Source organism: Hydrogenophaga sp. PAMC20947 (assembly GCF_004795855.1).
Taxonomy (GTDB): domain Bacteria; phylum Pseudomonadota; class Gammaproteobacteria; order Burkholderiales; family Burkholderiaceae_C; genus Hydrogenophaga.
In genome coordinates this window covers 1,597,398-1,623,148 of sequence record NZ_CP039252.1, presented here as the reverse complement: position 1 = coordinate 1,623,148, position 25,751 = coordinate 1,597,398, and the positions used below count along the sequence as shown (strand labels likewise).

Sequence of the window (25,751 nt, the reverse complement as noted above, 5' to 3'; positions counted from 1 at the left end):
GGGGCACCTCGCTCCGGCTCTTACACAGGTTGGTACTTGTACCGCAGACCCATGGGCTTTCCAAAAAAGGCCCATGCACCAGCGGCACTGGTTCAGTGCGCCCATTTTTGACCGATTTTGAAGGAGATCACCATGCTTGACGTCACCCTCACAGGCCAGCTTTCCACCTACCTGGCGATGCTCCGCCAGCCCATTTGCCTGATCGCTTCGCTCGACGGCAGCGCCAAGGCGGCTGAGATGCGGGAATTGCTGGGCGAGATCGCCGCCTTGTCGGACAAAGTGACTGTTGACGAGTCGGGCTCGGATGGCCGCAAGCCCTCGTTTGTGATCGCCCGCGAAGGCGAGAGCACCGGTGTTCGTTTCGCGGCAATTCCGCTGGGCCACGAATTCACATCGCTGGTGCTGGCCTTGCTGTGGACGGGTGGGCACCCACCCAAGGTCGAGCCTGAGGTGATTGAGCAGATCAGGGCGCTGAACGGTGAGCACCGCTTCGAGGTGTACATGAGCCTGTCCTGCCACAACTGTCCCGACGTGGTGCAGGCGGCGAGCTTGATGGCCATCTTGAACCCGAATATCCAGACTGTGGTGATCGATGGTGGCCTGTTCCAGGAAGAGGTCGAGCGCCGTCAGGTGCTGGCCGTGCCGCTGGTGTACCGCAACGACGAGGTGTTCGGGTCGGGCCGCATGCTGCTGGAAGAGATGGTGGCCAAGCTGGATGTGAAGTCCGATGAGCGTGAAGCCGCCAAGCTCAACCAGAAAGATCCGTTTGATGTGCTGATCGTGGGCGGTGGCCCAGCCGGTGCCGCTGCGGCGGTCTATGCCGCTCGCAAAGGTATCCGGGTGGGTGTGGCCGCTGAGCGTTTCGGGGGGCAGGTGAACGACACCATGGCCATCGAAAACTACATCAGCGTGCAGGAAACGGACGGCCCGAAGTTCGCGGCAGCGCTGGAGGCGCAGGTGCGCCACTACGACGTGGACATCATGAACCTGCAGCGGGCAGACAAATTGATTCCGGCCAGCGAGCCGGGGGGGTTCATCGAGGTGCAGCTGGCGAACGGCGGGTCGCTCAAGAGCAAGAGCGTGATCCTTTCAACCGGCGCGCGCTGGAGGAATGTCAACGTACCCGGCGAGCAGGAATACAAGAACAAGGGTGTGGCCTATTGCCCCCATTGCGACGGCCCGCTGTTCAAGGGCAAACGCGTGGCGGTGATCGGCGGCGGCAACTCGGGTGTCGAGGCGGCGATTGATCTGGCCGGCATCGTGGCCCAGGTAACCTTGGTGGAATTTGCCGACGCACTGAAGGCCGATGCGGTTCTGGTGAGCAAACTCAAGAGCTTGCCGAACGTCGCCATCCATGTGAACGCACAGACCACCGAAATCATGGGTGCCCATGGCAAGGTGAACGGCTTGCGCTACAAGGACCGTTTGAGTGGCGTCGAGCAGCTGGTCGAGCTGGAAGGTGTATTCGTTCAGATCGGGCTGGTGCCCAACACCGAATGGCTCGAGGGTGATGTGGCGCTGAGCCGTTTTGGTGAGATCGAGGTCGACGCCAAGGGTCACACCAATGTGCCCGGTGTGTTCGCGGCGGGTGATTGCACCACCGTGCCTTACAAGCAGATCGTGATCGCTGCGGGAGAGGGCTCCAAAGCAGCCCTCAGCGCGTTTGACCACCTGATTCGCCTGCCCGTCGTGACGCCTGTGGCAAGCGAGGTGTCGGAATCCGTGGGTTGAGATGCGGTTTGCGCAACAGAAAAAGGAGGGCCGAGGCCCTCCTTTTTCTTGGCGGTCAGTCTTTGCCCGCCGCGGTTTTGTTAAGAACCTGGGTCAGTGGCCGGATGCACCCGATGCGCCGATGCCCGTTTCCGAGCGCACCTGCTGTGCAATGAAGCCGGCACGGTCAATCTTGGCTCGGGCACTGTTGTCCAAGATGGAGAACAGCCAGATGCCCACAAAGCCAATGGTCATGGAGAACAGGGCGGGCGAGGTGTAGGGGAACCAGGCCGAACCTTTGGGGTGACCCAAAGTGGCTTCCCAGACCGACGGCGACACGATGGTCAAAGCCACGGATGAGATCAAGCCCAAGAAGCCGCCGATCACCGCGCCTTTGGTGGTGCAGTCTTTCCACAGCACGCTCATGAACAACACGGGGAAGTTCGCTGAAGCTGCAATGGCGAAAGCCAAGGACACCATGAAGGCGATGTTCTGCTTCTCAAAGGCGATGCCCAGCACCACCGCGACGATGCCGAGGCATATCGTGGTGATTTTCGACACGCGCAGTTCGGATGCCGAATCGGCCTTGCCCTTCTTCATCACGGTAGCGTAGATATCGTGTGACACGGCCGAGGCACCCGACAGCGTCAAGCCCGCCACCACCGCGAGGATGGTTGCGAATGCCACTGCCGAGATAAAGCCCAGGAACACGTTGCCGCCCACGGCGTTGGCCAGGTGAACCGCCGCCATGTTGTTGCCGCCCATCAGACCGCCCTTGGCATCGAGGAAGCCGGGGTTGGTCAACACGAAGGTGATGGCGCCGAAACCGATGATGAAAGTCAGCAGGTAGAAATAGCCGATCCAGCCGGTGGCCCACATCACGGATTTGCGGGCTTCCTTGGCGCTGGGCACCGTGAAGAAGCGCATCAGGATGTGCGGCAGGCCAGCGGTACCGAACATCAGTGCCATGCCGAAGCTGATGGCGGAGATGGGGTCTTTCACGAAGTTGCCTGGGCCCATGATAGAAATGCCGGCCTTGGCTGCATCGGGCATGGCATTGGCGGTGGTCAGGTCGGCGGCGGCCTTGGCAACAGCGTCGGGGTCGGCTGCCACAGCGCTGGCTGCGGTGGCCGCAGCAATCGCCGTGTCTCTGGCGGCGCCTCCCAATTGCGCCTTGATTTCGACCGCTTTGGCGAACATCGCTTCAGGACTGAAACCGAAGTGCCAGAGCACCATGAAGGCCATGAATGACGCACCAGAGAGCAAAAGACAGGCTTTGATGATCTGCACCCAGGTCGTGGCGGTCATTCCGCCGAACAACACATAGACCATCATCAACGCGCCCACAATGATCACGGCGATGTAGTAGTCCAGACCGAACAGCAACTTGATCAACTGACCAGCGCCCACCATCTGGGCGATCAGGTAGAACGCCACCACGACCAGTGTGCCAGAAGCCGCAAAGATGCGAACGGGCGTCTGTTCAAAGCGGAATGCGGCCACATCGGCGAAGGTGAACTTGCCCAGGTTGCGCAGGCGCTCCGCCATCAGAAAGGTGATGACGGGCCAGCCCACCAGGAAACCGATCGAGTAGATCAGTCCATCAAATCCACTGGCCATCACGGCCGCAGAAATACCCAGGAATGAAGCGGCCGACATGTAGTCGCCCGCGATGGCCAAGCCGTTTTGGAAGCCGGTGATGCCGCCGCCTGCGGTGTAGAAGTCGGATGCCGATTTGGTTTTGGCTGCCGCCCATTTTGTGATGAACAGGGTGAACAGCACAAACGCGCCAAACATGGCGATGGCGGTCCAGTTGGTGGGCTGCTTTTCAGCTTGGCCCAGGTCGGCACCGGCCGCCCAGACTGCGGCGGAGGTGGCAAAAAGCGCCAGCAGCGTCAAGGCGCGGCGCATAAAGGGTTGGTTCATTTGTACGCTGCCTTGGTGATTTCGTTGGAGAGTTCATCGAACTCGGTGTTGGCGCGTCTCACGTAAATCGCTGTGATGATGATGGTGAACACGATCACACCGAAGCCCACTGGAATACCCAGTGTCATGACGCCTGCGCCCAGCGGCGTGGCCAGGAGGGCTTTGTCAAAAGCCACCAGGGTGATGAAGCCGTAGTACACGACCATCATCGCCAGCGTGAGCCACCATCCGAACTTTGAGCGCTTGTTTTTAAGTTCGTGGTATTTCGGGTTTTTCAGAATTTTCTGGACCAGTTCGTCTTCCATGACATCTCCTTTTATGGGTTTAGACCTGAGCAGTTTCAGAAGCCGTTCTTACCGATCTCTGACCAAATCTGACCGCTCGAAAGCGGGTGTTGAAAACGCAACTGTTATTTAAGGTTCCTTAAGTGAAATTGCGCTTTTCTTCCACCCCTGAAAACCCGGCGTTTCCTCTATGAAAACAACGAAAGTTTCAGGGCGTTTTGCTTGTTTTGTAAGGACTTACCCTCGGTATCGCCCTTAAGCGAAGGCTAAGAAACTTTGACGTAAGGAATCGTGAACAAAGTCCCTTTCGGAGTGCTAAGAGCGGGTGCGTCGTGCCCGGTTTTTCGCACACACAACGTGACGGCCAACCCCCGTCTGGGCACATCGCAATCAATATGAGGAGATGACATTCATGGCAACTGACAACAATGCAAAGGCCTATTGGTCGGCCACCTTGGGTCTCCTGACCAAGGTGCTGGTCATCTGGTTCCTGGTTTCTTATGGTGCTGGCATCCTGTTCGCAGGGGCACTCAATAACTTCCATTTGGGCGGCTATCCGCTGGGCTTCTGGTTCGCCCAGCAAGGCTCCATCTACGTGTTCATCGCGCTCATCTTCTGGTACGCCAGCCAGATGGGCAAGATCGACCGCAAGTTCGGCATGCAAGAAGACTGATCACAAGGACGCACCATGGAACTTCAAACCACTATTTACATCTTTGTCGGATTGAGCTTTGCGCTCTATCTCGGCATTGCCTATTGGGCGCGCGCGGGCAGCACGTCCGAGTTTTACGTTGCCGGCGGCGGGGTGCACCCCATCGCCAACGGAATGGCCACAGCTGCTGACTGGATGTCTGCGGCTTCGTTCATTTCCATGGCGGGCCTGATCGCCAACCTGGGCTACGGCGGCGCCGTGTTCCTGATGGGCTGGACCGGCGGTTACGTGTTGCTGGCCATGCTGCTGGCGCCGTACCTGCGCAAATTCGGCAAGTTCACTGTGCCTGAGTTCATTGGCGATCGCTTCTATTCGAAGACCGCCCGTAACGTTGGCGTGTTGTGCTTGTTGGTGGCGTCGCTCACCTACATCATTGGTCAGATGACCGGTGTGGGCGTGACGTTTGCACGCTTCTTGGGCGTGACCAGTGACCAGGGCATTTACATCGGTATGGCCATCGTGTTCATGTACGCCGTGTTCGGCGGCATGAAAGGCATTACCTACACCCAAGTCGCTCAGTACTGCGTGTTGATCGCTGCCTACCTCGTGCCGGCGTTCTTCATCTCCATGAACCTGACCGACAGTTTCCTGCCACAGGTGGGTCTGGGCGCCAACATGGCTGGCACCGATGTTTCCTTGCTGAACAAGCTTGACCAAGTGGTGACGGAGCTTGGTTTCAGTGAATACACGACCACGGCCAACGGAAGCATGCTGAACATGTTCTTCTACACCGTGTCGCTGATGATCGGTACCGCCGGTCTGCCCCACGTGATCGTGCGCTTCTTCACGGTGCCAAAAGTGGCCGATGCCCGCTCTTCCGCTGGCTGGGCGCTGGTGTTCATCGCTTTGCTGTACACCACGGCACCTGCTGTGGGCGCCATGGCCAAGCTGAACCTGCATGGCACCATGAACTCCGCTGTGGGGTTGATCACCGGCCCTGCGGGTCAATTGCGCGTGAATCCCGACGCGGTGAAAGCCAATGGCGATCTGTACGCCACCGAAGCCAGTTTGGTTTATGAGCAGCGTCCTGAGTGGATGAAGCGCTGGGAAAAGACCGGTCTGTTGAAGTGGGAAGACAAAAACGGCGATGGTCGTGTCCAGTACTACAACGACAAGTCCAAGAACGAAGCTGCCATCGGCAAGGCCGAAGCGGCTGGCTGGAAGGGCAATGAGCTGACCGTGAACGCCGACATCATCGTGTTGGCCAACCCGGAAATCGCCACGTTGCCCAACTGGGTGATCGCCTTGGTGGCTGCAGGTGGCTTGGCCGCTGCGCTGTCAACCGCGGCTGGTTTGTTGTTGGCCATTTCATCGGCTATTTCCCATGACCTGATCAAGGGCGCTATCAACCCCAACATCAGCGAAAAGAACGAGCTGATGGCTGGCAAGATCTCGATGGGTGTGGCGGTTTTCGTCGCGGGCTACCTTGGCCTGAACCCACCCGGCTTCGCTGCCGGTACAGTGGCACTGGCCTTCGGTATTGCTGCCTCCACCATCTTCCCTGCGTTGATGATGGGTATTTTCAGCAAGACCGTGTCGGACAAAGGCGCTATCGCCGGTATGTTGTCGGGCCTCTTCGTGACGCTGTTCTATGTGTTCGCACACAAGGGCCTGTTCTTCGTCAAGGGTACGGACTTTGTCGACATGGTCGGTGGTGTCAACGGCTTCTTCGGCATTGCGCCCGAAGCCTTTGGTACCGTTGGCGCGATCGTCAACTTTGCGGTGGCTTACTTGGTGAGCAAGATGGGTGCACCTGTGCCCAAGCACATCCAGGAGCTGGTGGAGTCGGTTCGCGTGCCTAAGGGTGCGGGAATGGTCTCCGGAGGTCACTGAGCTTGATTGACATCTCACTGGCTTTCGGGCCGGTGTGATGTTCACCAAAGCCCCGTCAGTTCTCTGGCGGGGCTTTGTTTTTCACCCATGTGCTCTGGCGCACAATAGAGAAAGCCTCGCTTTCAAGAGTCCAGAGCATTGCGCACAGTCGCCCACACAGGGCGTTTGTGCACAGTGTTTAGCACTCCATCAAACCCTAGGATCTTCAGGATGCAGCTCCCCAGCGTATTTATCTTCAACTGGATTTTTTTGCTCGCCCTTTTTCCGGTGTCATTTTTCTGGCTGCGGCGGGCCTATCGGATTCTGGTGAAACGTGATTTTTCCGAAGTGGCGTTGAAAAAGGGCGCACCCCCGCCCAACGCTGAAAAGTACGCCCCCTACGAGATGGTCATCAACCTCGTCGGTGGCGTGGTGATGTTGGGCGTTTTGATCGCGGTGCTGGGTTTTCAAGCGCTCAAGTCGGAGGACTGGATTGCCATCGCGGGCGTCACGCTGTGGATAAAGTTGCTTTTTTCGTTTGTTCTGGGTCGCCAAGCCCATGGCCTGGGCCCTGGCAAACGCAAGGGCAAAGCAAACAGTCCGGCCGCTGAGGCCGACAAGAGCGCCTGACCCAAGCGGGAAGCGATCGCACCACGCTTGAAGTGCTGAAGAAAAGGCGCGCAACAGTTGGCCGTTTGACCGGGCGATTTCAATAGGCCAGTCGATCAGGCTGGATCTCTTGCAATATGGTGGTCGCGATTTCTTCGATTGATTTGGTGGTGGTCGACAGCCAGCGGATGCTTTCACGGCGCATCATGGCTTCTGCCTCGTTGACTTCCATGCGGCAATTTTCCAGACTTGCGTAGCGCGAATTGGGGCGGCGCTCGTTGCGGATCTCGCTCAGGCGCTCGGGTGCAATGGTCAAACCAAAAATCTTTTTGCGATGGGGGACCAACGCTGGCGGGAGTTTGCGTCGATCAAAGTCTTCCGGGATCAGCGGGTAGTTGGACGCCTTCAGCCCGTGCTGCATGGCGAGGTACAGCGAAGTGGGTGTCTTGCCGCTGCGGCTCACGCCCACCAAGATCACATCCGATCCTTGCAAATCCTTGTGGCTTTGACCATCGTCGTGCATCAAGGAAAAATTGATGGCTTCAATGCGGTCGTTGTATTCCTTGCTCTTGGACGCGTCGGAGAAGCGGCCCACCCGGTGGTTGGACTTGATGCCCAGCTCGGCTTCCAGGGGTTCCACGAAGGTGCCAAACATGTCGAGCACCATGCCGTTGCAATGGGTCTTGACGACCTTCAACACATCCATGTTCACCACTGTGGTGAAAACCAGCGGGCGCTTGCCTTCGATCTCGGCGGTGTGGTTGATCTGACGCACAGCTTGGTGGGCCTTGTCCACGCTGTCCAGAAAGGGCAGGCGAATCCGGCGAACAGGGGCCTCAAACTGGGCCAGGATGGCATTGCCAAAAGCCTCGGCAGTGATGCCTGTGCCGTCAGAAACAAAGAAGGCGGTGCGGTTGGGCATGGGCGGAAATTCTCGTGGTTTATAGAAGTTCAACGCAGAAGACTGCGCTTTTCAGGTTGATTCTGGCCAAGCTGCGGTCTCAGGGCAAGCCGCCACCTACAATCAAGGGTTTGTGGCGCCTGGCCAGTTGACTGGCGGCCGCCACTTCCGATTTTCGCCCCGTCGCCTGGTTTCGGACCCACAAAAACACAACAGGTCTTGCGCTGGCGCATGGAGCCCCCGGTTTTTTAACCTTGAGCGGAGTCTATCCATGTCCAACCTGTTTTCCCCGACCGATCTGGTCGTGCCTTTCGAGCATCTTCGGATGACCGACGTTGAATCCGTCGGTGGCAAAAATGCCAGTCTCGGTGAAATGATCTCCCAGTTGCCCAGTGGCGTGAAGGTGCCCACGGGCTTTGCCACCACCGCGCATGCGTTTCGCGAGTTCTTGGCATTTGAAGGCCTGACCGCGCGCATCAACACGCGCCTCGAAGCGCTGGACACGGAAGATGTCCGTGCGCTGGCAGAAGCGGGTGCGGAAATTCGCGCCATGGTAGAAAAGCAGCCGTTTCCGGCCGACCTGGAAAAAGCCATTCGTGAGGCCTATACCACCCTGGTTGGGGGCAATGAAAAGGCCACCTTCGCTGTGCGCTCTTCGGCCACAGCCGAAGATTTGCCTGACGCTTCGTTCGCCGGCCAGCAGGAGACCTTCCTGAACGTGCACGGCATCGACGAAGTGCTGCACACGATGAAGGAAGTGTTCGCCAGCCTTTACAACGACCGTGCGATCAGCTACCGCGTGCACAAAGGCTTCGCCCACGCCGACGTGGCTTTGTCGGCCGGTGTGCAGCGCATGGTTCGCTCCGATCTGGGGGCCGCCGGTGTGATGTTCACCATAGACACCGAATCCGGCTTTGAAGATGTGGTGTTCATCACATCGAGCTATGGCCTCGGTGAAACGGTGGTGCAGGGGGCCGTGAACCCGGATGAGTTCTATGTGCACAAGCCCATGCTCAAGGCGGGCAAGCGTGCATTGATTCGCCGCAATCTGGGCTCCAAGCTGATTCAGATGGAGTTCACGACGGCGCAGGAAAAAACCCAGGGCGGCGCCCTCAAGGGCAAGCTGGTCAAAACCACCGACGTGCCGGTGGAGCTGCGCAACCGCTACAGCCTGACCGATGCCGAGGTGGAAAAGCTGGCCCAGTACGCGATGGTGATCGAAGCGCATTACGGCCGAGCCATGGACATTGAGTGGGGCAAAGATGGCACCGACGGCGAGCTCTACATCCTGCAGGCGCGCCCCGAAACGGTGAAGAGCCAGGCCGCTGGTAAAGCCGAGCTGCGCTACAAGCTCAAGGGCACGGGCACGGTGCTGGCATCGGGCCGTGCCATCGGCCAGAAAGTGGGTACCGGACCCGTGCGGCTGGTGCACAACATCAGCGAAATGGATCAGGTGCAGCCTGGCGATGTGCTGGTGACCGACATGACGGACCCGAACTGGGAGCCGGTGATGAAGCGCGCCAGTGCCATCGTGACCAACCGGGGCGGGCGCACCTGCCACGCGGCTATCATTGCCCGCGAGCTGGGCATTCCTGCCGTCGTGGGCTGCGGCGATGCCACCGAGCTCCTCAAGGACGGCACCCTGGTGACCGTGAGTTGCGCCGAAGGCGACACCGGCAACATATACGACGGCTTGCTGGAAACCGAGATCACCGAAGTGCAGCGTGGCGTGATGCCCGAGGTGGACGTGAAGATCATGATGAACGTGGGCAACCCCCAGCTCGCATTCGATTTTGCGCAGATGCCCAATGGCGGAGTGGGTCTGGCCCGCCTGGAGTTCATCATCAACAACAACATTGGTGTGCACCCCAAGGCCATTCTGGATTACCCCGCCATCGATTCCGACTTGAAGAAAGCAGTCGAGTCGGTGGCGCGTGGCCATGCCTCGCCTCGCGCTTTCTACGTCGATAAAGTCGCCGAAGGCGTGGCCACGATCGCGGCCGCTTTCTGGCCCAAGCCGGTGATCGTGCGCTTGTCCGACTTCAAGTCCAACGAATACCGCAAGCTGGTCGGTGGCAGCCGTTACGAGCCGGATGAAGAGAATCCGATGCTGGGCTTTCGTGGTGCCGCGCGCTACATCAGCGAAGACTTCCGCGAAGCCTTCGCCATGGAGTGCGAAGCCATCAAGCGGGTGCGTGAAGACATGGGCCTCACCAACGTACAAGTGATGGTGCCCTTCGTGCGCACGGTGGGTCAGGCGAAAAAGGTGACCGAGTTGCTGGCAGAGAAGGGCCTCAAGCGCGGTGAGAATGAGCTCAAGATCATCATGATGTGCGAGATCCCGAGCAACGCGGTACTGGCACACGAGTTCTTGCAGTACTTCGATGGGTTCTCCATCGGCTCGAACGATCTGACCCAGTTGACGCTGGGCCTGGACCGCGATTCAGGGCTGGAGTTGTTGGCGCATGATTTCGACGAACGCGATCCTGCTGTCAAAGCATTGCTCAAAATGGCCATTGGCGCTTGCAAGGCAGAAGGCAAGTATGTGGGTATCTGCGGGCAGGGCCCCAGCGATCACCCCGATTTCGCGCAGTGGCTGCGCGATGAGGGCATCAGCTCGATTTCGCTGAACCCTGACTCGGTGGTCGATACCTGGCAGTTGCTGGCGTCTACGGCGAAGTAAACGGCGTTGCCCCAAATCAAAAGGCAGGGTGTTCCCCTGCCTTTTTTTGTGGCAAAAACATCCTTGAGGCCAGCGTAAGCGCAGGGTCAGAGCCCGGCGCACAATGGGGAGAAGACGCGCGGCGACGAACTGCGCCAGCCTCAAGGAGACGTCCATGACCCAAGGTCTCAAGACCCAACGCCTGGTGGCCCTGTTTTTTGCGGGGCTGGTGGCGTTCAATTTTCCTTTGCTGGCGTTGTGGGACCACGAGGTGGAGGTGCTGGGCTTGCCACTGTTCCCGACGGCCCTGTTTGTGCTCTGGGCGATCATGATCGCCGCGCTGGCTTGGGTGATGGAGCGCGATGGCGGTGCACCCAGCTCTCACGGGCCTTGAAGACCATGCTCTCGCCCGCACTGGTCATCTTCATCTCGGTCGTTTACCTGGCGCTGCTGTTTGCGGTAGCGAGCTGGGGCGATCGGCGTGCGGCAGCCGGGCGGTCGGTGATTGGCAATGCCTGGGTGTATGCCCTGTCCATGGCGGTGTACTGCACGGCTTGGACCTACTTTGGCAGCGTGGGCCGCGCAGCCCAGTCTGGCGTGTGGTTCCTGCCGATCTACCTCGGCCCCATGCTGGCCATGACGCTGGCCTGGCTGGTGGTGCGCAAGATGATTCGCATCGCCAAGACATACCGCATCACTTCCATCGCCGATTTCATTGCCAGCCGGTACGGAAAGAGCCCGACATTGGCGGGCCTGGTGACGCTGATCACTGTGGTGGGCATCGTGCCCTACATTGCCTTGCAACTGAAAGCAGTCGCCAGTGGCTATGCTGTGTTGACCTCGCCGCTGGGCGCACCGTCGCAGCAGGGCGCCGACTGGTGGCGCGACAGCACCCTCTACCTGGCCCTCGCGCTGGCCGGATTCACCATGGTCTTCGGTGCGCGGCATCTGGACAACACCGAGCGCCATGAAGGCATGGTCGCCGCAATTGCTTTTGAATCCGTGGTCAAGCTGCTGGCGTTTCTGGCGGTCGGACTCTTTGTGGCCTTTGGGCTGTTTGCCAGCCCTGCGGCTTTGTTCGAGCAGGTTCGTGCCGTCGAATCGTTGCAGGCGCTGTTGCGGTTTGACCAGGGTCAGCCCTTTGCCTATGCACAGTGGACAGGCCTCACCTTGCTCGCCCTGTTGTCGGTGATTCTTTTGCCTCGTCAGTTTCAGGTGATGGTGGTGGAAAACGTGGATGAGCAGCACTTGCGGCGTGCAGTCTGGGTGTTTCCCTTGTATCTGCTTCTGATCAATCTGTTTGTATTGCCCATAGCCATGGGCGGCTTGTTGTTGTTTGGCGCAGGCACGCTGAACCCTGAAACCTTCATTCTGTCCATCCCTTTGTCTCAGGGGCAAACTGCGTTGGCGCTGTTTGCGTTTGTAGGGGGCTTGTCGGCCGCCACCGGCATGGTGATCGTGGAGACCATTGCCGTGTCGACCATGGTCTGCAACGATCTGGTGATGCCTTGGCTGCTGCGGCGCAAGGGCGGCTTGCCTGTTGAGCGTGGGGATCTGGCAGGCTGGTTGCTGGGCATCCGCCGCGCGGCCATTCTGGGCATTCTGCTGCTGGGCTACGGCTATTTTCATTTCGCTGGCGAAGCCTACGCGCTGGTGAGCATTGGCTTGATCAGTTTTGCGGCGGTTGCCCAGTTTGCCCCGGCGTTGCTGGGCGGCATGTACTGGCGCGGCGGCACGCGCCGGGGTGCGCTGGCAGGGTTGCTGCTGGGGTTTGTGCTCTGGGCCTATACCCTGATGCTGCCCTCGCTGGCCAAGTCAGGCTGGATGCCCGACGCCTTTCTTCAAGAGGGTTTGTGGGGCATTGGCTTGCTCAAACCTGAGACCTTTCTGGGGCTGGGGGGTCTCGACAACCTGACCCATTCTTTGTTCTGGAGCCTGCTGGGAAACATCACCGCGTATGTCGGCGTTTCGCTGTGGCGTGCGCCCTCGGCCTCTGAGGCCAGCCAGGCATTGTTGTTTGTGGATGTGTTCAAGCGCACGGACCAGGCGACGCCGGTGTTCTGGCAAGGCAAGGCCCAGGTATCGGCCCTGATGCCCCTGGTGGCGCGCTTTTTGGGCACAGATGCAGCCCTGCGTCTGTTTCTGGGTTATGCACAGCGCCAAGGCTTGAGCCGGGTGGAAGACATTCCCGGGGATGGCCGACTCGTGCAATTTGTGGAGACGCAACTGGCCGGTTCGATCGGCAGCGCCTCGGCGCGGGTGATGGTGGCTTCGGCGGTCGAAGAGGAAACGCTGAGCCTGACCGATGTGATGCGCATCCTGGATGAGGCTTCACAGCTGCGCGCTTATTCCCGGGCGCTGGAAGACAAGTCGCACTCGCTGGAACGCGCGACCCACGAGCTGCGGGAAGCCAACCATCAGTTGCTCAGTCTGGACCACATGAAGGACGATTTCATGTCCTCGGTGACCCACGAATTGCGCACGCCCTTGACATCCATCAGGGCACTGTCTGAATTGATGCGGGACGATGTGGACATGGCTGCTGCCCAGCGGCAGCAGTTTCTTGAGATCATCGTCGGTGAAACCGAGCGGCTGACGCGGCTGGTGAACCAGGTACTGGACCTGGCCAAGATTGAGGCAGGGCATGCTGAATGGCATGAGCTTTCAGTTGATGTTCGAGCTTTGGCGCAACAGGCATCAGAGAGCCTGCGTGAGAATTACCGTGAGGCTGGCGTGGCGTTGGCTCTGGATGTGTCGGCACAGGTGCCCAACGTATGGGCCGACCCCGACCGCCTGACACAGGTGGTGCTCAACTTGCTGTCCAATGCTTTGAAATATGCCCCTCGCCGCACAGGGCAAGTGAGCTTGCGATTGCGCGAGGCCGATGGGGGGATTGACCTGGAGGTGCAGGACAACGGTCCGGGCATCGCGCTTGATCAGCAGGCTGTGGTGTTTGAGAAGTTCAGGCAGGTGAGTGGCGACGCCCACTACAGACCGGGTGGCACTGGTTTGGGCTTGCCCATCAGCCGCCAGATTGTTGAGCACTTTGGCGGGCACATGTGGTTGCGCTCGAAGCCGGGGGAGGGTGCCTGTTTTGGATTCCACATTCCCCTTCGCACCGAACCCTTGCCGGACACCACTGCAGAACACACCGAACCCAACAATGAGCCCAGGAGACCCAAAACATGACCATCCAAAAATTGCTGATTGCCGATGACGAGCCCAACATCCTGATCTCGCTGGAATTTCTGATGCAACGCGAAGGCTACGAAGTCATCCTGGCCCGCGACGGGCAAGAGGCGCTGGATGCGATTGCCCGCGACAAACCCGATCTGGTCTTGCTCGATGTGATGATGCCGGTCAAGACCGGGTTCGACGTGTGCCATGAGGTGCGCAACAGCGAGACGATGCGCGAGACGAAAATTCTCATGCTGACCGCCAAGGGCCGCGACACCGACATAGCCAAAGGCATGGCCCTGGGCGCCAATGCTTATATGACCAAGCCTTTTTCCACCAAGGAACTGGTGCAAAAGGTGCAAGAGCTGCTGGGTGGGGTGCCATGAGCCGGCAGAAAAAAACCGACAGACGCCTGTGGTGGCTGCTGGGGATCGCCGGGTTGGTGTCCGTGGCCTGGCTGGGCGCCACCATCAGCCTGGTGGGCTCTACGCTGGACGAAGAGAGCCGTGCCACCGTGTGGCGCCTGGTCGGGGAGCAATCGGTGTTGTTGCTCCTCACCTGGGGCGCGGGCATGGCCGCTATCGCCTGGGCCCTGAAACGCTGGTTTGACCACTGGGTCACACCCTCTGTGCAACTGGCCGAAGAAGCACAGGTGCTGCTCAAGACCGATGTGGTGCGCACCTTGCCGCTCAAAGGCAACGCTGAGACGCAGGTGTTGGCGGGGCTGTTCAACCAGCTGGTGGGGCAGCGCGAAGCCCTGCGGGGCGAAATGGACAGCCGCGTCGCCGAGGCTGCTCAAGGCATCGAACAAGAGAAATCGCGCCTGGCCGCATTGATGTCGGAGCTCACGCAAAGCGTCGTGGTGTGCAACCTGGATGGCCGCGTCTTGCTCTACAACAACCGTGCGCGCATGCAGTTTCGGGCCTTGTCGCAGGCACCGGGCGTAGCAGGGGGGGCAGAGCTGATCGGCCTCGGGCGATCGATTTACAGCGTGTTTGATCAAAAGCTGGTGGCCCACGCGTTGGACAACATCCGCCAGCGCATGCAACGGGGGGCTGCTCAGCCTTCAGCCCAGTTTGTGACCAGCACGGCTTCCGGACAGTTGCTGCGGGTGCAGATGGCGCCGGTGCGCGCCACGACGGAGCAGGGGGCCGAGCCCGTGCGCGAGCTCACGGGCTTTGTGCTCATGCTCGAGAACATCACAAAGGATTTCGAAGCGCAGTCGGCAAAAGACCAGGTTTTGCTCACCCTCACCGAAGGCAGTCGGTCGGCGTTGGCCAACATGCAGGCGGCCATCGACATGCTCGATTTCCCCGACATTGAGCCGGCCATGCGTGAGCGCTTTATGGGCGTTGTGCGCGAAGAGACCCGCTCGCTGAGCCAGCGCATCGGTGCGCTTGAGGCCGAGTCGGTGACCACATCGTCGTCGCGCTGGCCACTGGAAGACATGTTGGGTGCTGACCTGATCAACGCAGCGGTCAAACGCATTGAGGTCATGACCTGCGTGCCTGCTTCGCCGCTGGAAGTCGATAGCAGCCTGTGGCTCAGGGTTGAGAGCTTTTCATTGCTGCAGGCGCTCGGTTATCTCACCGCGCGTTTGTCGGATGAGTTCTCGGTGCGGTTTGTGCAGCTTCGCCTGGGCCTGGCCGAGGGCAGCAAAGGCAAAGCGCAGCTGGATCTGATCTGGTCCGGCCAGGCCATCAGCACCGAGACGGTGATGAGCTGGGAAATGGACGTGATCAAGGTCGGCTTGGAAACCACACGGATCACCGTGCGCGACGTGGTGGAGCGACATGGGGGGGCTTTCTGGTTCGAACGCGAGCGGACCCGCCACCATGCGTTTTTCCGGATCTTGCTGCCGTTGGCCAACCCGAAGGACCAGCCTGAAGTGGTCGCGGGCACTTTGCAACCAGGCGACAGCCGCCCCGAGTATTACGACTTTGACCTGTTCAAAACCACCGAGCAGACCCTTGCGTTGGACGACCGCCTGCTCAGCGAGCTGAGCTACACCGTTTTCGACACCGAGACCACCGGTTTGAACCCCTCGCAAGGCGACGAAATCATCCAGATTGGTGCGGCGCGCGTGGTGAACAGCAAGCTCTTGAAGCAAGAGTGTTTTGAGCAGCTGGTGGACCCGAAGCGGTCAATACCCGAGGTCACCATTCCCATCCACGGCATCACGCCCGACATGGTGCAGGGTCAGCCCTCCATCGCTGAAGTCTTGCCTGCCTTTCATGCGTTTGCGCAAGACACCGTGCTGGTGGCGCACAACGCTGCGTTTGACATGCGTTTCCTGCAGTTGAAGGAACAACAGACCGGCCTGGTGTTTGACCACCCTGTGCTCGACACGCTGCTGCTTTCGGCCCTGGTTCACCCCAATCAGGACTCCCACCGCCTCGAGGCATTGGCCGAACGTTTTAACGTCACCATCGTCGGCCGACACACGGCCCTCGGCGACGCCATGGTCACGGCCGAGGTGTTTGTGAAGCTGGTTCCGCTGCTGGCAGAGAAGGGCATTCACACGCTGGGGCAGGCAAGGGAGGCTGCTCAGAAAACCTATTACGCCCGCTTGAAGTATTGACCCCCCCTGCGCCACCTGCGGTGTCAGCCCCCAAGGGGGGTCACATCCTGTACCGCTGGCCCAACACGTTTTGCAGATCGTGAACCACGGTGAACGCATCTTTGAGCTGGCTGCGTTCAAAGTTGGAAACCACGTTGAGGGGCAGGAAGTTGTCGGGTTCCTGGCCCGCGCCAATTTGGCGCGCCTGGTGCTGGATGCGGGTGTAGGCCAGAAACTCCAGTGCGTCGCGCAGGTCGCGGGCACTTTGTTCGCTGATGGCGCTCTGCGCCGCCGAACTCACCAGGCGGTCGTGTGTATTGACCTCCTCGTGCGCGCCTGCGAGTGCATACACACGAGCCAGATCGACGATGGGCACCACACCGGTGTGCTTCATGTCGATTTTGCCTTTGTGCTCACCGCTGCGGATGGTTGATATGCCTTTGAACATGCCCAGAGGGGGTTGGTGCTGGAGGGCATTGCCTACCATGTGCGCCAGGAAAAGCGTGTTGCCTTGGGTGCGCTGCAAGACCTCGGCGCGCAAACCCTCCAGCAGGGTTGTTTTGCCATAGATGGCCCGCAGGTCGAAGAAAACACAGGTCAGCATCAGCGACTTGGGGTCGGGCTGCCCTGTCCAGCGAGCAAAGTACTCGGCCCATTTGCGTTTGGGCTGGCGCCAGGTATCGGTCATGGCCATCATCTCGCCGGGGCAATAGATGTAGCCGCAGGCGTCCAGACCATCGCAGACAAAGGTGGCCAGTGCCTTGAAGTAGGCGCCGTGCTCGGCCTCGTTGAAGCTGTCGTCAAGCACCATGCAATTGTCCTGATCGGATTTCGCCGTTTGCTCGCTGCGCGCTTGTGAGCCGGCCGCCACCCACACATAGTCGATGGGGGCTGGGCCCAGCTGGGCTTCACCGAGCTGAAGCAAGCGGCTGGTGATGGCGTCGGTAATGGCGGTGATGATGTGTCCGGTGCTGTAGGCCGAGGCTTGCGCAGAGGCCAGACTCTGTTGCAGGCGCTTGATCCTTGCGGCCGCCGTCTGCAAGCCATTGACTGTGTTTTGTTTGTAGACCTCGCCCGCCAGGTACACCGCCGAGGTGCTGTGTCGCTCGGTGATGTCGGTGGCGGTGATCATGCCGGCAATGCGGTGTCCGTCGAGCACCGGGACGTGGTGGATGTTGTGCCTTGCCATCAGCAAAAGGGCGTCAAACGCGGGGTTTTCCACATCCATGGTCAGGGGCGCCAGGGTGGCGATGTCCATGATGGACCGGCCGGTATCCATCCCTGCCGCAACGACCCGGTTGCGCAGGTCGCGGTCGGTGACCAGGCCAAAGAGCCGCTGGTCTTGTTCGATCAGGACGGACGACACCCGTTGCTCCCGCATCAACTCGGCCGCCTCGCGGATCGTGGTTTGTGGCGCCAGCATGATCGGTGCCCGCTTGATCAGGGATCGCACGGGTGTGGTCATCAGGTTGAGCGCGGGGTCGCTGCCGCTGCCGCCGTGCTGTCCAGCCGATTCGCTCGCCGCTGGCGCAAACGGCGGCAGGAAGCAGGTAAGGGCGGGGGTGTCCTGACACAGCGCCTGAACTTCGCTCAGCGGCAGCTGCGCGACGCTGCCCGGACTGCTGGCCTGCGCGGCGCTGATCAGCAAGGAATCCGCTTGGTCCAGTCCGAAGAGATCGCCGGTTCGCAAGGCGACCAGCGGACGTCCATCCGGGTCAAGCAAGTCGACAGCGCCCTCCAGCAGCCAGAACAAAGACAGCTTGAAATCCACGCCGATGGCGAAGCGTTGTCCCGCTTCCAGTGGGTGCACGTCCCAAGCGCTTGCGAGGCGGTCTCGCGCTGCCGAGGGGAGCATGCCGAAAGCCCGGTGCTGATCCAGCTGAGGGCGAAAGTTGGGCGGTGCGAGGGGTGACATGCTCATGCGCGTGGGACCAAAAAACCTGGAGAGATTTCCATCCTACACCCCGAAATGGGGTTCATGTCGGGTAAACCCGCTCGGGGTTTGACCTGTGTCAGGGGGTTGAAGTGCTGCCATGTAAGAGCTTGGTAAGGTCACAATTCAGAATGTATTTAACTTGACTCCAAACTGACATGCTCACGATGCTCTCTATCGCCAAACTGATCGCCGAAGTGGCTTTGATGTCATTGGCAGGGCAGTGGCTGCTGGGACTTTTCGCCGGAGAGCGCCGCGCGAACAATGTGGTCTACCAGTTGCTGCAGCACGTCGGTCGTCCCTTTGTGGTGGCCGCTGGCTGGGTCGCGCCGCGCTGGGTCTTGCCGCGCCACCATGCCTGGATCGCATTCTTGCTGTTGCTGCTTGCCTGGCTGGTTGTGACCGTGCTCAAAATATCGCACTGCTTGCAGATGGGCGTGCAGCTGTGTCGCTGAGCTTGCGGTGGCCCCGGCTGCGGTTGAGGGGGGCCCTGGTGTTGTTTGGCACCCTGGGCTCTGGCGCGCGCGTGCGCCAGACGTTGCAGGCGTGGCTGGCCATCAGTCCATCCGACGCCTCTATGTGGGCCACGCTGGCCCACTGGCAAGCCCAGGACGGGTTGTGGGACGAGGCCTATCGCTCCCTGAAGCTGTGTCTGGCGCAACCACCGCCGCTGGCTTCTTCCTGGTTCAACTTCGGCTTTGTGTGCGAGCGCCTGGAGCGCACCGCTGAGGCCGAGCATGCGTTTCGCCGAGCGGTGGAGTTGGACCCGTCGCTGGACCGGGCCTGGTACGGTCTGGCGCTGAGTCTGATCGCTCAGGAGCGCCTGGCCGAAGCCGTGCCCGCTCTGGAAGCCAACACGCGCTTGCAACCCATGAGCCCTCATGGCTGGTACCAGCTTGCCCGCGTGCACACCGATCTGGGTGCCCTGGATGACGCCCACCGCATCATCCACAGGCTGCACCAGTTTGAGCCCAAAATCGCGGCCCAGCTGGAACATGAAACAGGCTTGAGCGGTACGCTTGGCCGACCTGCTCCATTGCCCCAGTCCGCAGGCCAATCAGACCTGCCTCCCGTTTTGCCTTGACCCGATGAACCCTTCCGACAAACAGCGGCGCTACTGGCGCAAGACCTTGTGGCTCACCGCGGCGCTCCTGCTGGTCTGGTTTCTGGTGAGCTTTGTCGCCACCTATTTCGCCAGGGATCTGAGTTTCACGTTCTTTGGGTGGCCCTTCAGCTTCTGGCTAGGTGCGCAAGGCGGACCATTGATCTACGGTTTGATCATCGGGTTCTACGCTTGGGCCATGCACCGGCTTGACGTGGCCCACGATCAAGACGAAATCGACGACTGACCATGGCTCGCCCACCCGTGCACATATCCCAGGCTGGCCGCGCCAAGGCCTTCAACGCGGCTTTCAAGCGGCAACTCAACAAGATTTACCGCTGGTACACCTTGGGATTTTTCCTGTTCGTGGCGGTGCTCGCCGTGCTGGAACAATGGGGGCTGCCTCGAGAGTGGATCGGTTTCATTTTCCTGATCGCCACCATTGGCCTGTACGCCGCCATTGGCATCATGAGCCGCACCACCGATGCCACCGAGTACTACGTGGCTGGACGGCGGGTGCCGGCGGTGTACAACGGCATGGCGACCGGTGCCGACTGGATGTCGGCCGCTTCGTTCATCGGCCTGGCGGGCACCCTTTATCTCACCGGCTACAACGGACTGGCTTTCATTTTGGGGTGGACCGGTGGTTACTGCCTTGTGGCCCTTCTGCTGGCGCCATACCTGCGCAAGTTTGGCCAGTTCACGATCCCGGATTTTCTGGGTGAGCGCTATGGTGGGCACCTTCCCCGGCTGCTGGGCGTGGGGGCGGCCATACTGTGCTCGTTCATTTACGTGGTGGCCCAGATTTATGGCGTGGGCCTCATCACCTCGCGCTTGATCGGTGTGGCGTTTGAGCTGGGGATCTTTCTCGGACTGGGCGGTATTTTGGTGTGCTCATTCCTCGGTGGCATGCGCGCCGTGACCTGGACCCAAGTGGCCCAGTACATCGTGATCATCGTGGCCTACCTGATTCCCGTGGTCTGGTTGTCGGTGAAGCAGACGGGTGTGCCCGTGCCGCAGGCCATCTACGGGTACCAGCTGGAGAAAGTCACCGCCAAGGAAAAAGAACTCGAGCAAGATCCCAAGGAACTGGAGGTCCGGCGCATTTTCGCCAACTTGTCGGCCGAGCTGGCCAAAAAACTGGACGACCCTGCCCGAGCGCTCATTGCCGACAAAGCGGCGGCGGAAGCGCGTCTGACCGCATTGCGCGAGGCGAATGCGCCGTCGACCGCCTTGTCCGAAGCCGAGAAGACCCTGTCTGCATTGCCCCGCACGGCTACAGCGGCCGAGGCGACCTGGAGCCGGCGCAAGGCCGCTGCCGACACCAAATCCCTTCCGCTCAACGGCATGCCGCCCCATGCCGCTCAATTTTTGGGCGATCCCGATGGCACGCCCGCTGAGAAAACGCTGTTTGACCATTCGCGTCGCAATTTTCTCGCGCTGGTGTTTTGCCTCATGGTCGGGACGGCAGCCTTGCCCCATATCCTCATGCGGTACTACACCGTACCCAGCGTGCGCGAGGCGCGGGAGTCGGTCACCTGGTCGCTGTTTTTCATTTTCCTGCTGTATTTCACAGCACCCGCACTCGCGGTCATGGTGAAGTTCGAGGTGTTCAATGTGCTGATCGGCACGCCGTTCGATCAATTGCCGGCCTGGGTCTCGGCCTGGAACACAGTCGATCCCGCCCTGTTGTCGGTGACCGATGTGAACCACGACGGCCTGTTGCAGCTCAACGAGATGTCGATCGGCGGCGATATCATCGTCCTGGCAACCGCAGAAATCGCGGGTTTGCCGTATGTGATCTCCGGCCTGGTGGCCGCTGGCGGTCTGGCTGCGGCGCTGTCCACCGCCGACGGTCTGTTGCTCACCATCGCCAATGCCCTGTCGCACGACGTGTACTACAAGATGATCGATCCGCACGCCTCAACGGCGCGCCGGGTGACGATCTCCAAGGTGTTGTTGCTGATGGTGGCCCTGGCGGCGGCCTATGTCGCCGCGCAGAAGCCGGCGGATATCCTCTTTCTGGTGTCAGCAGCCTTTTCTTTTGCCGCTTCGGCATTTTTTCCGGCGCTGGTGCTGGGCATTTTCTGGAAGCGCGCCACTGGTATCGCGGCTTCGCTGGGCATGCTCAGCGGTCTCGCCATCACCTTCTATTACATGGTGACCACCCAGACCTGGCTGCGGGGCATTTTTGGGGTGACCGCCCCGGTGGAGCTGTGGTGGGGCATTCAACCTATTTCGGCGGGCGTCTTTGGTGTGCCGCTGGGTTTCGCCGTGATCGTGCTCGTCAGTCTGGTTACCCCGGCCCCCGGACGCCCGATTCTGGCGCTCGTGGAGCACATTCGCTATCCCCGACGTCAGACGCATTGACTGGGCTTGCACCCGCTTTCGGGGTTGTATTTACGGCGCGCTGATTTCTTGCTAGAATCGCGGGCTTGCCTTGCTGCACCCCAATTCGACGCTGGGGGCGGCTGTTCTTAAGAAACCGAGACCCATCAAACCGGCTCGGTGTCACCCAAAAGGAGTGTTTATGCGTCATTACGAAATCGTTTTGCTGATCCATCCGGACCAGAGCGAGCAGGTTCCAGCCATGCTGGAGCGTTACAAGGGCATGATCACCGCTGGCGGCGGCAAGATCCACCGTGTTGAAGACTGGGGTCGTCGTCAGATGGCTTACCAGATCAACAAGCTGTCCAAATCCCATTACCTGTGCGTCAACATCGAAGCCGATCAGGCTGTGATGGCTGAACTTGAGCATGCATTCAAGTTCAACGACGCTGTGTTGCGCCACCTCACCGTGTTGAAGAAGAAAGCCGAAACCGGCCCTTCGAGCATGATGAAGTCGGTTGAGCGTGAAGAAGCCCGCAAGGCCCAGGCACCTGCTCATGAAGGTCGCGAATCTCGCGAACCCCGCGAACCTCGCGCCCAAGCCGCCTGAAGCCAGGCGTGACATCGTCAGCAGCCAACCGTTTTCATTTGTCGGCTTCTGTGGTGCAGGTTCAACCCTTGCGCTACACCCCAGCAGGCATACCGGTGGTGAATCTCGTGCTAGAGCACGAATCCACTGTCACCGAATTGGACACAGCCAGGCTGGTGAAACTGCAACTGAGGGCCGTGGTCTTCGGTGCGCAAGCAGAAATTCTGGCCCGACAGGGACTGGACGCAGCTTGTGAGTTTCACGGTTTCATGACGAATGCACGCAATGGCAAAGGCCTTGTGTTTCATATCCAAGAATTCAGCAAAACTTAGGAAAGGCCCATCATGGCTTCCCCAAAACGTTTCAACAAAGACAAGCGCCCCAAGCGCAACACCCAATCGCTGCTCTTCAAGCGCAAGCGTTTCTGCCGCTTTACCGTGGCCAACGTCGAAGAAGTTGACTACAAGGACATCGATGTCCTGCGTGACTTCATCGCTGAAAACGGCAAGATCATTCCCGCGCGCCTGACCGGCACGCGTGCTTTCTATCAGCGCCAGGTCAACACCGCCATCAAGCGTTCGCGCTTCCTGGCCATGTTGCCTTACAGCGACCAACATCGCGTCTAAAGGGAGCCTGACATGCAAATCATTCTTCTCGACAAAGTTGTCAATCTCGGCGCCTTGGGCGATGTGGTCAAGGTCAAAGACGGCTTCGCCCGTAACTTCCTGATCCCTTCGGGCCGTGCCCGTCGTGCCACCCAGAACGCTATCGCCGAATTCGAAGCACGCCGTGCCGAACTCGAAAAAGCCGCAGCTGCCAAACTCGCCGAAGCACAAGCTCTGGGCGCAAAGTTGGCCGCTGTGACTGTCAAGCTGTCTCAAAAGGCTGGCGTGGATGGCCGTTTGTTCGGTTCCGTGACCAACCATGACGTATCCGCCGAGCTGGTCAAGCAGGGTTTCACCGTGAGCAAGTCGCAAGTGCGCATGCCCAACGGCCCCCTGAAGAACGCTGGCGACTACACCGTGAGCGTCAACCTGCACACCGACGTTTCCGTGGAAGTCAACGTGTCCGTGTTGGGCGAATCCGCCTGATCGGTCCCGGCCGGGCGTTTTCGCCCGGCTCATTCAAAAGCCGCTGCCTTCGGGTGAGCGGCTTTTGTGTTTCTGATGGGCCAGAAGCAGGCGCAAGGCTGGTCGCGAAAGCAGACTTATCCCGCGATTTCCAATGCCTGTTCACCGGTTGTCCACAGGGTTGTCCCCTGACAGGGCGGCGGCTGCGACGTACTATAGACCCTCACTCAGGAAAGCCATGTCCGCCGTTTTTTCCAGCCCATTCTCTCCCTTCGATTCACCCTTGGACGACGCCGGCTTCGGCGGTGATCCGCAGATAGCCAAGTTGCGCGTGCCCCCTCACTCGATTGAGGGCGAGTCCAGCGTGCTGGGGGGCTTGCTGCTGGACAACCAGGCTTGGGACCGCGTGTCCGACCTGATCTCCGATTCCGATTTTTACCGGTACGAACACCGGTTGACTTTTTCGGCGATCTCCACACTGGTCAACAGCAGCAAGCCGGCCGACGTGGTCACGGTGTACGAGCACCTGCAGAACCTGGGCAAGGCCGAAGAAGCTGGAGGCTTGGCTTATCTCAACTCCCTCGCCCAATACGTGCCCAGCGCTGCCAACATTCGGCGCTATGCGGAAATCGTGCGAGAGAGGGCCATTTTGCGCAAACTTGTCGCCGCCAGCGACGAGATCGCAACGGCAGCGTTCAACCCCGAAGGGCGTGCGGTCGCCAAAATTCTGGACGAGGCTGAGCAAAAAATCTTCAAGATCGGGGAAGAAGGTTCCCGGATGAAAGAGGGTTTTCAGGGCATGGACACCCTGGTCGTCGAGCTGCTTGACCGGGTGCAGGAGATGGCCGACAACCCTAACGACATCACGGGTGTGCCCACGGGGTTTATCGATCTCGATCGCATGACCACCGGGTTGCAGGCGGGCGACCTTGTGGTGCTGGCGGCACGTCCTTCGATGGGCAAGACGGCTTTTGCCATCAACATTGCAGAGCATGTTGCGCTCAACGAGGGCCTGCCAGTGGCGGTGTTCTCCATGGAGATGGGCGCTTCGCAACTGGCTGTGCGTATCGTCGGTTCGATCGGCCGCATCAACCAGAGTCACCTGCGCACCGGCAAGCTGACGGACGATGAGTGGCCGCGCCTCACAGAGGCCATTGAAAAGTTGCGCCATGTATCGCTCAACATCGATGAAACACCGGGCCTGACACCCAGCGAGTTGCGTGCCAACGCCCGTCGGCTTTCTCGGCAATGTGGCAAGCTCGGGTTGATTGTGGTGGATTACTTGCAACTCATGAGCGGCTCCGGTTCTTCGAGCGGGGACAACCGAGCCACAGAACTGGGTGAAATCTCCCGTGGCCTCAAGATGCTGGCCAAAGAACTGCAGTGCCCGGTGATTGCGCTCTCTCAGCTCAACCGAAGCGTGGAGCAGCGGACCGATAAACGCCCGATGATGAGCGATCTGCGCGAATCCGGAGCTATTGAGCAGGATGCGGACATCATCATGTTCATTTACCGCGACGAGTACTACACCCGCGATGCCTGCAAAGAACCTGGTGTGGCCGAGATCATCATCGGCAAACAGCGTAACGGCCCTACCGGTGTCGTGAAGCTCGCGTTCCTGAATACACTGACCCGCTTCGAAACGCTGGTGGGTGGCGGTGATTTCTAAGGGTTGATTCGGCTTTTTGAAGCGTTCACCCTTTCCCTTGCGCTTGCCTGAGGGTTTCGGTGGGCACAGCCCGGGCGGAATACCAGACCAGCGGGGCTGGATCAACAGAGGGCCGCTGCGGGTTTTCTTCAAGACCCTGGGCGGGCGCTTCGGGTGCGTCCACTGTTTTGCCACACCGGAGTGAACATGCAACTGGCTTACACCATCCTTTACGTCACCGATGTCCGGCGATCCGTTGATTTTTACGAGCGTGCTTTTGGGCTGTCGCCCCGGTTCGTTCACGAGGGTGGCGACTACGGCGAGATGGAGACGGGCAACACCGCATTGGCGTTTTCATCTCGCGCATTGATGCGCCAAATGGGAAAACAGCCCCAGGCCGCTCGTGCGGACGCCCCGTGTTTCGAAGTGGCCTTCACCACCGCTGATGTGCCGCAGGCGCTGGAGCGGGCCGTATCCGCTGGCGCGGCGCTGGTGCAACCCGCCAAGCAGATGCCGTGGGGACAGACCGTCGCCTATGTGGCCGATCTGGACGGATTTCTGGTTGAGATCTGCACCCCGGTCGGTGGGGCGCTGTAACCCGACCGGGCCATCAGATGCCGCCAGGCGGGTTGAGCGCGCACCTGTGCCGGAGTTGCCCCCCCGCCACCGCCGGAATTCACGGGCCATGTGCGCCTGGACTGAAAAACCGGGATCGGCGGCGAATTCGG

General features: G+C 60.0%; 23 protein-coding genes. 19 read left to right on the top strand and 4 right to left on the bottom strand.

Translation table 11 applies throughout. From position 1 onward, the window contains the following. The first annotated feature begins 132 nt into the window (after positions 1 to 132). Positions 133 to 1,731, top strand: a complete 1,599-nt coding sequence (gene ahpF / locus E5678_RS07225) for an alkyl hydroperoxide reductase subunit F (RefSeq protein ID WP_136177891.1) — start codon at positions 133 to 135, stop codon at positions 1,729 to 1,731. A 93-nt stretch (positions 1,732 to 1,824) separates the two neighbouring features. Here the strand turns inward: ahpF and E5678_RS07220 are convergent, their stop codons facing one another. Further along, positions 1,825 to 3,636 carry a cation acetate symporter gene (locus E5678_RS07220; protein WP_210732004.1) on the bottom strand — a complete coding sequence of 604 codons (1,812 nt, stop codon included), beginning with the start codon at positions 3,634 to 3,636 and terminating at the stop codon, positions 1,825 to 1,827. Beyond that, positions 3,633 to 3,941, bottom strand: a complete 309-nt coding sequence (locus E5678_RS07215; RefSeq protein WP_136177890.1) for a DUF485 domain-containing protein — start codon at positions 3,939 to 3,941, stop codon at positions 3,633 to 3,635. The genes E5678_RS07220 and E5678_RS07215 overlap by 4 nt, the downstream gene beginning before the upstream one ends. A gap of 391 nt (positions 3,942 to 4,332) precedes the next feature. Here E5678_RS07215 and E5678_RS07210 point away from each other — a divergent pair, with 391 nt between their 5' ends. From E5678_RS07210 to E5678_RS07200, 3 genes are all read left to right on the top strand, one after another. Beyond that, positions 4,333 to 4,593, top strand: a complete 261-nt coding sequence (locus E5678_RS07210; protein WP_136177889.1) for a DUF4212 domain-containing protein — start codon at positions 4,333 to 4,335, stop codon at positions 4,591 to 4,593. Between the two features lie 15 nt (positions 4,594 to 4,608). Next, positions 4,609 to 6,465, top strand: a complete 1,857-nt coding sequence (locus E5678_RS07205; protein WP_136177888.1) for a sodium:solute symporter family protein — start codon at positions 4,609 to 4,611, stop codon at positions 6,463 to 6,465. 210 nt (positions 6,466 to 6,675) lie between these two features. After that, the gene (locus E5678_RS07200) at positions 6,676 to 7,074 is read left to right on the top strand and encodes a hypothetical protein (protein WP_136177887.1); all 399 of its coding nucleotides are present in this window, start codon (positions 6,676 to 6,678) and stop codon (positions 7,072 to 7,074) included. Between the two features lie 79 nt (positions 7,075 to 7,153). Here E5678_RS07200 and E5678_RS07195 read toward each other — a convergent pair whose 3' ends face one another. Further along, positions 7,154 to 7,975, bottom strand: coding sequence for a pyruvate, water dikinase regulatory protein (locus tag E5678_RS07195; RefSeq protein ID WP_136177886.1), 822 nt, complete (start codon positions 7,973 to 7,975; stop codon positions 7,154 to 7,156). Between the two features lie 250 nt (positions 7,976 to 8,225). On the opposite strand from E5678_RS07195, the gene ppsA reads away from it, so the two are divergent. The 5 genes from ppsA (at position 8,226) to E5678_RS07170 (ending at position 16,374) form a co-directional block, all read left to right on the top strand. Continuing rightward, positions 8,226 to 10,637, top strand: a complete 2,412-nt coding sequence (ppsA, locus tag E5678_RS07190) for a phosphoenolpyruvate synthase (protein ID WP_136177885.1) — start codon at positions 8,226 to 8,228, stop codon at positions 10,635 to 10,637. A gap of 154 nt (positions 10,638 to 10,791) precedes the next feature. After that, positions 10,792 to 11,010 carry a hypothetical protein gene (locus E5678_RS07185; RefSeq protein ID WP_136177884.1) on the top strand — a complete coding sequence of 73 codons (219 nt, stop codon included), beginning with the start codon at positions 10,792 to 10,794 and terminating at the stop codon, positions 11,008 to 11,010. Positions 11,011 to 11,015: 5 nt separating this feature from the next. Continuing rightward, positions 11,016 to 13,805: a sensor histidine kinase gene (locus tag E5678_RS07180; RefSeq protein WP_136177883.1), complete on the top strand. Its 2,790-nt coding sequence runs from the start codon at positions 11,016 to 11,018 to the stop codon at positions 13,803 to 13,805. Further along, on the top strand, positions 13,802 to 14,179 hold the full coding sequence (locus E5678_RS07175) for a response regulator (RefSeq protein WP_136177882.1): 378 nt from the start codon (positions 13,802 to 13,804) through the stop codon (positions 14,177 to 14,179). Before E5678_RS07180 ends, E5678_RS07175 begins: the two co-directional genes overlap by 4 nt. Further along, the gene (locus E5678_RS07170) at positions 14,176 to 16,374 is read left to right on the top strand and encodes an exonuclease domain-containing protein (protein ID WP_136177881.1); all 2,199 of its coding nucleotides are present in this window, start codon (positions 14,176 to 14,178) and stop codon (positions 16,372 to 16,374) included. Before E5678_RS07175 ends, E5678_RS07170 begins: the two co-directional genes overlap by 4 nt. A gap of 40 nt (positions 16,375 to 16,414) precedes the next feature. Here E5678_RS07170 and E5678_RS07165 read toward each other — a convergent pair whose 3' ends face one another. Continuing rightward, the gene (locus E5678_RS07165) at positions 16,415 to 18,274 is read right to left on the bottom strand and encodes a putative nucleotidyltransferase substrate binding domain-containing protein (RefSeq protein WP_247596944.1); all 1,860 of its coding nucleotides are present in this window, start codon (positions 18,272 to 18,274) and stop codon (positions 16,415 to 16,417) included. 179 nt (positions 18,275 to 18,453) lie between these two features. On the opposite strand from E5678_RS07165, the gene E5678_RS07160 reads away from it, so the two are divergent. The 10 genes from E5678_RS07160 (at position 18,454) to E5678_RS07115 (ending at position 25,620) form a co-directional block, all read left to right on the top strand. Continuing rightward, positions 18,454 to 18,741 carry a hypothetical protein gene (locus tag E5678_RS07160; RefSeq protein WP_247596943.1) on the top strand — a complete coding sequence of 96 codons (288 nt, stop codon included), beginning with the start codon at positions 18,454 to 18,456 and terminating at the stop codon, positions 18,739 to 18,741. A gap of 38 nt (positions 18,742 to 18,779) precedes the next feature. Further along, positions 18,780 to 19,370: a tetratricopeptide repeat protein gene (locus E5678_RS07155; RefSeq protein WP_247596942.1), complete on the top strand. Its 591-nt coding sequence runs from the start codon at positions 18,780 to 18,782 to the stop codon at positions 19,368 to 19,370. 4 nt (positions 19,371 to 19,374) lie between these two features. Beyond that, positions 19,375 to 19,635, top strand: a complete 261-nt coding sequence (locus tag E5678_RS07150; protein WP_136177879.1) for a DUF4212 domain-containing protein — start codon at positions 19,375 to 19,377, stop codon at positions 19,633 to 19,635. Between the two features lie 2 nt (positions 19,636 to 19,637). Then, positions 19,638 to 21,758, top strand: coding sequence for a VC_2705 family sodium/solute symporter (locus E5678_RS07145; protein WP_136177878.1), 2,121 nt, complete (start codon positions 19,638 to 19,640; stop codon positions 21,756 to 21,758). 160 nt (positions 21,759 to 21,918) lie between these two features. Beyond that, the gene (gene rpsF / locus E5678_RS07140; RefSeq protein WP_136177877.1) at positions 21,919 to 22,326 is read left to right on the top strand and encodes a 30S ribosomal protein S6; all 408 of its coding nucleotides are present in this window, start codon (positions 21,919 to 21,921) and stop codon (positions 22,324 to 22,326) included. Positions 22,327 to 22,334: 8 nt separating this feature from the next. Further along, positions 22,335 to 22,637: a primosomal replication protein N gene (gene priB, locus E5678_RS07135; RefSeq protein WP_247596941.1), complete on the top strand. Its 303-nt coding sequence runs from the start codon at positions 22,335 to 22,337 to the stop codon at positions 22,635 to 22,637. Positions 22,638 to 22,649: 12 nt separating this feature from the next. Next, on the top strand, positions 22,650 to 22,931 hold the full coding sequence (gene rpsR / locus E5678_RS07130; protein WP_136177876.1) for a 30S ribosomal protein S18: 282 nt from the start codon (positions 22,650 to 22,652) through the stop codon (positions 22,929 to 22,931). A gap of 12 nt (positions 22,932 to 22,943) precedes the next feature. Beyond that, positions 22,944 to 23,396, top strand: a complete 453-nt coding sequence (gene rplI, locus E5678_RS07125) for a 50S ribosomal protein L9 (protein WP_136177875.1) — start codon at positions 22,944 to 22,946, stop codon at positions 23,394 to 23,396. A 217-nt stretch (positions 23,397 to 23,613) separates the two neighbouring features. Further along, a complete protein-coding gene (gene dnaB / locus E5678_RS07120; RefSeq protein ID WP_136177874.1) occupies positions 23,614 to 25,044 on the top strand; it encodes a replicative DNA helicase in 1,431 nt (476 codons plus the stop codon). A gap of 186 nt (positions 25,045 to 25,230) precedes the next feature. Next, on the top strand, positions 25,231 to 25,620 hold the full coding sequence (locus tag E5678_RS07115) for a VOC family protein (protein ID WP_136177873.1): 390 nt from the start codon (positions 25,231 to 25,233) through the stop codon (positions 25,618 to 25,620). The last annotated feature ends 131 nt before the right edge of the window (positions 25,621 to 25,751 follow it).